General features: G+C 48.6%; 8 protein-coding genes. 4 read left to right on the top strand and 4 right to left on the bottom strand.

What is annotated here, in order from left to right; translation table 11 throughout:
- From ACG2F4_RS18735 to rpsL, 4 genes are all read right to left on the bottom strand, one after another.
- Window positions 1-95: GTP-binding protein (locus tag ACG2F4_RS18735; protein ID WP_395257691.1), on the bottom strand; the 95-nt coding region annotated here is incomplete at its 3' end.
- A 22-nt stretch (window positions 96-117) separates the two neighbouring features.
- Window positions 118-2262: an elongation factor G gene (gene fusA / locus ACG2F4_RS18730; RefSeq protein WP_395262477.1), complete on the bottom strand. Its 2145-nt coding sequence runs from the start codon at window positions 2260-2262 to the stop codon at window positions 118-120.
- A 98-nt stretch (window positions 2263-2360) separates the two neighbouring features.
- The gene (rpsG, locus tag ACG2F4_RS18725) at window positions 2361-2828 is read right to left on the bottom strand and encodes a 30S ribosomal protein S7 (RefSeq protein ID WP_395262476.1); all 468 of its coding nucleotides are present in this window, start codon (window positions 2826-2828) and stop codon (window positions 2361-2363) included.
- Window positions 2829-2863: 35 nt separating this feature from the next.
- Window positions 2864-3235 (bottom strand): 30S ribosomal protein S12, encoded by a 372-nt coding sequence (gene rpsL, locus ACG2F4_RS18720; RefSeq protein ID WP_395262475.1) that lies wholly within the window; start codon window positions 3233-3235, stop codon window positions 2864-2866.
- A 193-nt stretch (window positions 3236-3428) separates the two neighbouring features.
- Between rpsL and recG the strand changes: the two genes are divergently transcribed.
- The 4 genes from recG (at window position 3429) to ACG2F4_RS18700 (ending at window position 9404) form a co-directional block, all read left to right on the top strand.
- Window positions 3429-5498 (top strand): ATP-dependent DNA helicase RecG, encoded by a 2070-nt coding sequence (gene recG / locus ACG2F4_RS18715; RefSeq protein WP_395262474.1) that lies wholly within the window; start codon window positions 3429-3431, stop codon window positions 5496-5498.
- Window positions 5499-5664: 166 nt separating this feature from the next.
- Window positions 5665-6684, top strand: coding sequence for a helix-turn-helix domain-containing protein (locus tag ACG2F4_RS18710; protein ID WP_395262473.1), 1020 nt, complete (start codon window positions 5665-5667; stop codon window positions 6682-6684).
- A 187-nt stretch (window positions 6685-6871) separates the two neighbouring features.
- On the top strand, window positions 6872-8386 hold the full coding sequence (locus tag ACG2F4_RS18705; protein ID WP_395262472.1) for an Ig-like domain-containing protein: 1515 nt from the start codon (window positions 6872-6874) through the stop codon (window positions 8384-8386).
- Between the two features lie 160 nt (window positions 8387-8546).
- Complete coding sequence (locus ACG2F4_RS18700) at window positions 8547-9404, top strand: hypothetical protein (RefSeq protein WP_395262471.1); 858 nt, start codon at window positions 8547-8549, stop codon at window positions 9402-9404.
- Window positions 9405-9471 lie beyond the last annotated feature (67 nt).

Here is a 9471-nt window from a genome sequence, read left to right as displayed (position 1 = left end):
ATGGCCGCCGTCAGGGTCGTCTTGCCGTGATCCACATGACCTATCGTTCCTATGTTTACATGCGGCTTCGTTCGCTGAAAGGTTTCTTTTGCCATAACAGAATTTATTTAATGATGTTTATGATCTTGATTCTAAAATTTCCTTTTCAATATTGCCGGGAACCGGTGCATACTCAGCAAATTCCATTGAGTAGGCCGCTCGTCCCTGGGTAACAGATCGCAGGTCCGTAGAGTAACCAAACATTTCTGAGAGTGGCACTTTTGCATTGACTACCGATCCTGCGGGATTGTCTTCCATCTTCCCGATGATTCCCCTTCGGCCGTTCAAGTCACCGATTACATCTCCCATATATTCCTCGGGGGTAATGACCTCGACATCCATAATCGGTTCAAGAATGGTGGGACCGGCTTTTCGTGCCGCATTCCGGAATGCCAGCTTCGCACAGAGCTCGAAACTAAACGCGTCGGAGTCAACATCGTGATATGATCCGTCATACAGGCGGAACCCAACGTTCTGTACCGGGTAATCTGCCTGAATGCCCCCCTTCATAGCCGCTTTGAATCCCTTCTCCACGGCCGGGATAAACTCGCGGGGAATATTTCCACCCACAATTTCGTCAATAAACATAAATCCTTCGTCAACGCTTACCTTCTTATCATCCTCATCGTACTCATCAAAATGGTCGAGAGGAGCAATTTCAAATTCCATATCGGCAAACTTCCCGCGACCACCAGATTGTTTTTTGTAAATTTCACGGTGTGCCACACTCTTAGTGATCGTTTCGCGGTAGGAAACCTGGGGTTTGCCGACATTGCATTCCACCTTGAATTCACGCTTCAGACGGTCTACAATAATTTCGAGGTGAAGCTCTCCCATACCGGCAATAGTGGTCTGGCCGGTCTCTTCATCGGTTTTGACCTGGAATGTGGGGTCCTCTTCGGCAAGCTTGACCAGGCCGGTGGTCAGCTTTTCCGCATCGGCTTTCGACTTTGGTTCAACAGCAAGCTTGATTACCGGTTCGGGGAATGTGATTTCTTCCAGCAAGATAGGCTCTTCAACATCGCAGAATGTATCGCCGGTGCGAACCTCCTTTACCCCGACAGCAGCCGCAATATCACCGGCTCTCACAATGTCGAGATCCTTTTTGTCATTTGCATGCATTTCAAGAATTCGTCCAACCCGCTCGCGCTCACCCGTGGTGGCATTATAGATATAGGAACCCTTTTCCAACTCCCCGGAATACACCCGGAAAAACGTCAACTTACCTACATAAGGATCGGTCATAATTTTGAATGCCAGCGCGGAGAATGGCTCATCAACCCGCGGGGCGCGCTCCATCTTTATATCATGATCCTTCGGGTCTTTTCCGCTAACCGGGGGAATGTCATACGGGCTCGGCATGTATTCAACGATCTTGTCGAGCAGTATCTGGATCCCCTTGTTTTTCAGGGCCGAGCCACATAGGACAGGAGTAATATCCTGTGCCACGGTGGCTTTTCGAATCGCATCCTCAATTTCATCTTCCGTAATTTCCTCTTCCATCAGATACTTTTCCATCAGGGAATCATTGTGATCCGCAATAGACTCGAGCATAATTTTACGATACTCATCGGCCTGCTCCCTCAGATCATCCGGAATCTCAATCTCTTCATACTTGGCCCCGAGCGACTCATCATCCCAGACGATGCCGCGCATATTAATAAGGTCTACCACGCCGCGGAAATTCTCTTCCTTGCCGATCGGAATTTGTATCGGGATCGGGTTGGCACTTAGTTTATCCCGCATCTCCCTGATCACATTATAAAAGTCAGCCCCGACGCGGTCCATTTTGTTGACAAACGCCATGCGCGGCACATTATATTTATTAGCCTGCCGCCAGACTGTCTCAGACTGTGGCTGCACAGCCCCAACAGAGTCAAAGACACCGATCGCGCCGTCAAGAACGCGAAGCGAACGCTCGACCTCTACGGTAAAATCGACGTGACCGGGCGTATCAATAATATTAATGCGGTGATTTTTCCACTCACAGTGCGTTGCCGCAGAAGTAATGGTAATACCCCGCTCCTTCTCCTGGTCCATCCAGTCCATCGTGGCAGCGCCGTCATGAACCTCACCCATCCGATGACTCCGGCCGGTGTAAAAAAGAATCCGCTCGGTAATCGTTGTCTTACCGGCATCTACGTGGGCCATAATTCCGATATTCCGGGTACGCCGTATCCTGTCCTGTATTTTGGGGTCAACTTTCTTTGTTGCTTCAGCCATAGTATTAGAATCTAAAACTCAAAAATCTTTCTTTTTTTCAAAATGATACCTGCCGACAAACGAGCAACGCACATAATCTTGCCCGAACGGCAATATTGTTAAAACCTAAAATGAGCAAACGCCTTATTGGCTTCTGCCATGCGGTGCACTTCATCCTTTTTCCGCACGGCGCCGCCCTCATTATTTGAGGCATCCATCAGTTCTCGCGAAAGCCTGCGGGCCATCGACTTGTCATTACGACTCTTGGACGCATTTATCAACCAGCGCATCGCGAGCGAGGTGCCACGGTCCGGACGAACCTCCACCGGCACCTGGTACGTTGAGCCACCCACACGCCGCGAGCGAACCTCAACCACGGGCGTCACATTGTCCAGGGCATTCCTAAATACCTCAATACCCTCTTCACCCGTCTTTTCTTCAATAATTTCAAAAGCCTGATAAAGAATCTTGCGTGCGATGTTCTTCTTGCCGTCTCTCATCAGGTTATTGACAAAACGCGTAACCAGCTTATCACCAAATACCGGATCTGGCTGTACTGTACGTTTTTCTGCTGTCTTTCTTCGCATATCAGTTCAGTTAATTTCTTAAAGTGACGAACAACTTAGTTAGGCTTCTTGGTCCCGTAAAGGCTACGTCCCTGCTTTCGATCCTCAACACCGGCCGTATCCAGCGTACCCCTGACAATATGATATCGAACACCGGGCAGATCCTTCACCCTGCCACCTCGTATCAACACAATGCTGTGCTCCTGCAGGTTATGACCCTCGCCGGGAATATAGGCGGTCACTTCCATGCCGTTGGTCAAACGCACACGAGCCACCTTTCGCAGGGCCGAGTTTGGCTTTTTGGGTGTTGTAGTGTAAACACGGGTGCAGACGCCACGCTTTTGAGGGCACCCTTCCAAGGCAGGAGCAGTTGTCTTGCTCGTCTTACTTTTTCTACCTTTGCGTATAAGTTGTTGGATTGTTGGCACTTTATGCTCGTTTTGTTGGTTATTCAGTCAAACAAGAGTTGCCAAAGGTAAGGAATATGTACTTACCGATGCAAATAAATTCTGCCAAAAACTTTCTCTTTTTTTCTTTTTATTGCCAATCCCCTCTTGGCCGGAGTAAATGTGTTCAAAAGGGTTGAAAAATAAGATTAACTGATATATAACATTATATCAATTGAAGTTAATAGATCTTCCGAATTTGCATTCAAAACGGTTAAAAGCACTCTCTGAACACGGGATTGAGAGTATTGGGGATCTGCTGCACTTTCTGCCCCGAAGGTACCTCGACCGCACCACCGTACTCCCGATCAGGAACCTCGACGGAAAGGGGGAGGAGGTAACCGTAGTGGGGCGTGTTAAAAAGATTCAGGAAGCCGGTCGCGGAAAAAAGAAACGGCTCGAGGTGTTTATCCAGGATGATACTGCCTCCATGAAGGGAGTTTGGTTCAAAGGGGTACACTATTTTAAAAAGCAGTTTAAAAAGGGGGAAATATACGCTTTTTTCGGGAAGGCGAAGCGGTACGGGCGGTATATCTCGATGGCCCATCCCGATGTGGACCAGGTGGGGGATAAAAATGACCTGCAGGATCTGACCCGCATCATGCCGGTCTACCCGGGCAACAAGGCGTTTTCCAAAAACTACATCACCAGCAAGCTGATCAACCAGTGGCAGCGAAAGATATTACAAGAGGAGACTCCGCCGGAGTTTATCCCCTCACATATATTAAATGAGCATGACCTGCCCGAACGTGCCGAAGCATACCGCATGGCACACTTTCCCGAAAGCCCCCGGGAATACAGGAAGGCCCGGGAGCGATTTAAGTTTGAAGAGCTTTTCCTGTTTGAGCTGAGCATCGCGAGAACCAAGTATATCATCATTGAACGGCAGTCGGGCCCCCTGTTTGACAAGATGGGTACACGCACCACCCACTTTTTTAAAGACATACTCCCGTTTGAGCTGACCGGGGGACAAAAAAAGGCGCTTTCCGACATCAAAAGGGATGTGCGCTCCGGCCTGCAGATGAACCGGCTGATCCAGGGCGATGTGGGGTCCGGAAAAACCGTAGTGGCCATCGGTGCCATTTTGATGGCGATCGACAACGGCTACCAGGCGGCATTTATGGCCCCAACCGAGATCTTGGCTGAACAGCACTACCGCACGCTTACTGAATTTCTGGATCCGCTCGATATCAATGTTCGACTTCTGGTGGGCAACCAGAAATCGCGGCTCCGCACCGATATCCTGACCGATGTGGAAGGGGGCGGCTGCCAGGTGGTGGTGGGTACCCATGCCGTAATCCAGGAGCAGGTGAACTTCCACAATCTCGGCCTGGCGGTCATCGATGAGCAGCACCGTTTCGGGGTAAAACAGCGCGCTGCAATCCTGCAGAAAGGCTCTCATCCCCACGTGCTGGTGATGTCTGCCACCCCGATTCCCCGCTCGCTGGCGATGACTCTCTACAGTGACCTGGATATCTCTGTCATCAAAGGGCTGCCGGCAGGACGCAAACCGATCAAAACGGCCGTCCGCAGGGATACAAGCCGTCAGGATATCTATGGCTTTATGCGGAGTGAACTGGCGGAGGGCGGACAGGCGTACGTGGTCTATCCGCTGGTGGAAGAGTCGGAGGCGATGGACCTGAAGGATGCCACGGCGGGCTTTGAAAACCTGGCCTCTCAATTCCCGAATTACAGCGTCGGCCTGCTGCACGGACGGATGACCTCGGAGGAAAAGGATGCGGTGATGCAGGCCTTTATCAATAACGAGATCCAGATCCTGGTCTCCACAACCGTCATTGAAGTCGGGGTGGATGTCCCCAACGCCAACATCATGATTATTGAACACGCCGAGCGGTTTGGCCTTTCCCAGCTCCACCAGCTGCGGGGGCGGATCGGGCGGGGCAGCCGGCAAAGCTACTGCATTCTGATGCAGGGCGACAATATCAGCAAGGAGGGCCGCTACCGGCTGCAGACGATGGCCAAAACAAATGACGGCTTCAAAATTGCGGAAGCGGACCTCAAGCTGCGGGGACCCGGCGACTTTCTAGGCACCAAGCAGAGCGGTCTGCCGGATTTTGAATTTGCAGATATTGTGGAAGACCGGGAGATCCTGGAACGGGCCAAAACCGCCGCCTGGAATTTGATGGAACATGATCCCGACCTGGAACAATCAGAACATGCAGAGCTCAAAAAAGTCTTTATCCCCTATTTTAAAGAACGGGCAAAGTTCTACGGGATGGGATAGATACCGGGAAAATTTCGGGCGGTCGTGGTCATGACAGAGTCACTGGAACAGAGCTCCTTTTAATGCTGGCTGCAAGCCCTGTTTACCCTCTGCATTTTACATGACTTTTTTTTACCCTAACAATCTGGATGGTTAACAACAGAAGTACAGTGTTGGCAGTTAGCGTATGCAAAACGAAGTTATTGAACTAACCCAGCAGTTTTTCCCGATTTCCAACTTTCATAGCATTATGGACCAGTGGGGCGACCTGCTGGTACACCAGCCACGTAACAACCTTTACCGGGCGGATAATTCATATCACTCTTTCGATTTTTCCTATCAGGTACTGAGTGATGATGTATTGATTTTACACCAGAAAACGGCGTGCCATATCAAACACAGGATGAAGCTCACCCCTCGGCCCAACGGCAAGTTTTATACGCTGAAATGCTCAATGGACCAGAACAAAACCGCCCGGCTAATCTCCGAAAATCAACACTATGATATCTATCAGAGTACGCTGGGCCTGTTTAGTAATTATGCCAGCTATATTGCCGAGCTCCCGGAGGGCTACCACGAAGAGAACCTGCAAATTATTATTAGTCACAAATTTATTGAAGAGTACATAAAGCCACAGAATATCTCCCACTGGCGACTTCAAAAAATAATCAAGGGATGTAATGATCTATTATTCATCCTCCCGCAATCGCCCGCACCCATAAAAAAATTCATGAATCAACTGGCTTTTGACATGGAAAAGATAACCGCGGGGAAATCAGTTAATAAACTTCGACTTTTAAAAACAATCAGCAGTGCGCTGGCGCAACTGTTTCAGGTAAAGGCTTCAACCAAGACAGATTCATCAGTGATAGGAGTAAATGAAAATACGGCCCGGAAAGTAGCCAGCTACCTGGATAATTGTCTTGCGACCCCTTTCCCGGGTATGGATTTCCTGGCCGCCACGTTTGGAATATCTGTGTCTGGATTAAAACGACATTTCAAAAAAGAATTCAATACAACTCCTTTCCAATATTACCGGCGCAAAAAAATGCAATTGGCCTGCAGGAAGCTTGAAGAGTCTGAGTTGACGGTTACCGAAATCGCTTTTCAGCTGGGATTTAACAATCCCTCAAATTTTATCCGAGCATTTAAAGCAGAATTTGATACCACGCCCGGTCGATATCGTGAGTACAACTCACCAATGTAAAGCAGCCTCTTTTTGAGCTTCAAAATTTCTAATATTGATCACCTGTATAGATTTGGGCTTATCTGAGTATCCTGGTTTGAACTTATCTGAATATACCCGGCAAGAGAGAATTTCTTTTCTTTAGTGAGAGAAAACAAAACCTGGCTTTTTCGGACAGTACGGTATCTACTCTAAACTATCATCTGACATGCGACTTGAACTATCTGATGCCCTTAAAAAAGGCTTAACCCTTCTTTATACCTCATTAACAACATTCCGCCAACAAATACGCATAGTTTTTCTTTTGCTGATGTTCTGCAGTATTACGGGACTGACGTATGGGAAAGCCTATCTGGATACCAAAACTGTTGAATTTGACGAACCCACTTTTTCCGGTGTATTCACCAATAAATCCTACTTGGGTAACGATGTAAAAGAGGATAGCGCAAAGGTGGACAATATGGATAACCATTCCACCAGCCACGAAACATTTATTGTTGACAACACGCCGCCTCTACTGAATACCGACGCATCAATGCCTGTTAATGGAGCACCTCAGGTTTCCGCCAATACGAACATTGAGCTTGTCTTCTCGGAGCCCATTGAGGCTGGTAACGGAAATATTACGATTATAGATGAGACCTATGATCAGGTATACGAAAACTTTGATTTGGCTACCGGCAGCAGCGCCGATGGGGGTACGTTAACGATCAGCGGATCCTCGCTTACAATTGATCCCGGCAACAGCCCGCTATCTTATCCCAGGGATTTTTCCCTTGATATTGAGGCCGGTGCGCTTACCGATACAGCAGGTAATCAAATACAGTCCTTCGATGGTACTGGTACGTATCAATTTACCACGGCACCGCCTGCGTTGATAACCACGAGCGCTGGCTTCGATGTTACGGATGGTACGGGGATTGATGGTGGGGAGACCACGACCGGGGGCGATGACTGGCTGCGTATTGTGGACCCGGATCATCTGGATTCGAATTCCATCCTGGATGGAGGGCTTGGGAAGGATAGGGTAGTTCTTGAAGGTGGTGGCTCATTCGACTTTACGACCTCGACGATACAGAGTTTTTCAACGTTGCGCACTACCGGCAGTGGTACGTTCGATATTAGTGTGGATGCGACAAGTGGCCTCGATGATTTTACGGATTGTATAGGGCAGAACAACAGTACGAACAACTTGCTTGTCTACGGATCCGAGGTTGACTTGCCTCAGGAACAGTTTGAGCAGTGGGATGAGATTCGATTGATGGATCCCGGAGCTGAACTCACTATTGATGAGGGAGTACTGGCCGACGTTACCGACTTTACAGCTACGGGAGGCGGCACCGAGACACTTACCGGTAATTTCGGCACAACCGCGGACCTGAGCGGACGTGACCTGAGCGGATTTGAAGTCATCAAAAATACGGCCCGTAATTCTACAACATTCAAGATAGACGAGAACACACAATTTGACGATGTAACGGAGTTTGCTACCAGCGACCAGATGGGGAGTGACGTCCTCGAAACAGCTGGCAGTGAATTAGATGTATCTGACATCACGTTAACCAACATCAATACGCTCACCACCTCCAACACAGATGGAACTAATTTTACAGGCACTGACAACAGTGACACAATCATCGGGGCAGGCGGTGATGATACGATAAATGGAGGCCTCGGCGACGACGAACTGACTGGGGGAAAATACGTTTATCGGTACTGCTGATGAATTAAACGAAGACACTATTACCGACCTGGGATTAACCGACGAGATCGTTATTGAGGGTGAAGAAAGCAGTGTTGATGGAACATTCATACAATTTGATAGCAGTACCAACACGCTTACGCTCGATACAAACAATGACGATACCTTTGACAGTTCTGATATGACAATGACCTTCTCTGGAAATTCTCCAGATGGTTTCAAAACACGTACCGATGCTGGAGATGCCGTAATTACGCGTGATCCGGCAGAAATTATATATGTTGATGCCGATGCCGCCGGGGCCAGCGACGGTACCTCGTGGACCGACGCCTACAACAGCCTCCAAAATGCGCTTGTTGACGCCACGGGCAACGACCAGATCTGGATCGCCGAAGGCACCTACTACCCTGATGAGGGAGATAATGTTACTGATGGAGACGAAACCGCCTCTTTTACCATTACCGGCAACCAGGACGGCCTTAAAATCTATGGCGGCTTTGACGGCACCGAAAGTCAGATCGATGAGCGCGATATTTCGGGTCATGCTACAATCCTTTCGGGTGATATTGACAACAACGATACCAAAACGAACGGTGTCACGATGGATGCCGATGATATTAGCGGTAACAATAGTAACAACGTGCTCTTTCTTGACGCCGGGGATGTTTATGAAGGAGGTAACGACGTAGATCCCAACATTACAACGAATACCGAGCTTGATGGTCTTATTGTTACTGGTGGGCAGGCCAATGGTAGTAGTTTTGACAGATATGGTGGGGGCCTCTACTGCGACGGATATGGGACCAGTAATGAATGCAGCCCTACGTTACGCAATGTTATTTTTATCGGCAATGAAGCTTCTCTTCAAGGTGGAGCTATTTATAATGAAGGTGGCAAATCAGGGGCAAGCAGCCCCGTTCTCACCAACGTTCTTTTTAAGAGTAATAATGCGAATTATGGGGGAGCTGTTGTAAACGGAGGTAATCGTAGTGGTATCAGTAATCCTACGATCACTAGTGTCCCGTTAAGGACTTTTTGAATTCTCGTAAGTTATTGGCAACCAATGGAATAAGCACTGTTAAAATTTTTATCGATTTGAACGCGTA

This window comes from Halalkalibaculum sp. DA3122, assembly GCF_043951865.1.
In the GTDB taxonomy this organism is placed as follows: domain Bacteria; phylum Bacteroidota; class Rhodothermia; order Balneolales; family Balneolaceae; genus JAMQKA01.
Note: the sequence above shows the minus strand (reverse complement) of the source record. Positions and strands in the feature narration are given on the sequence as shown.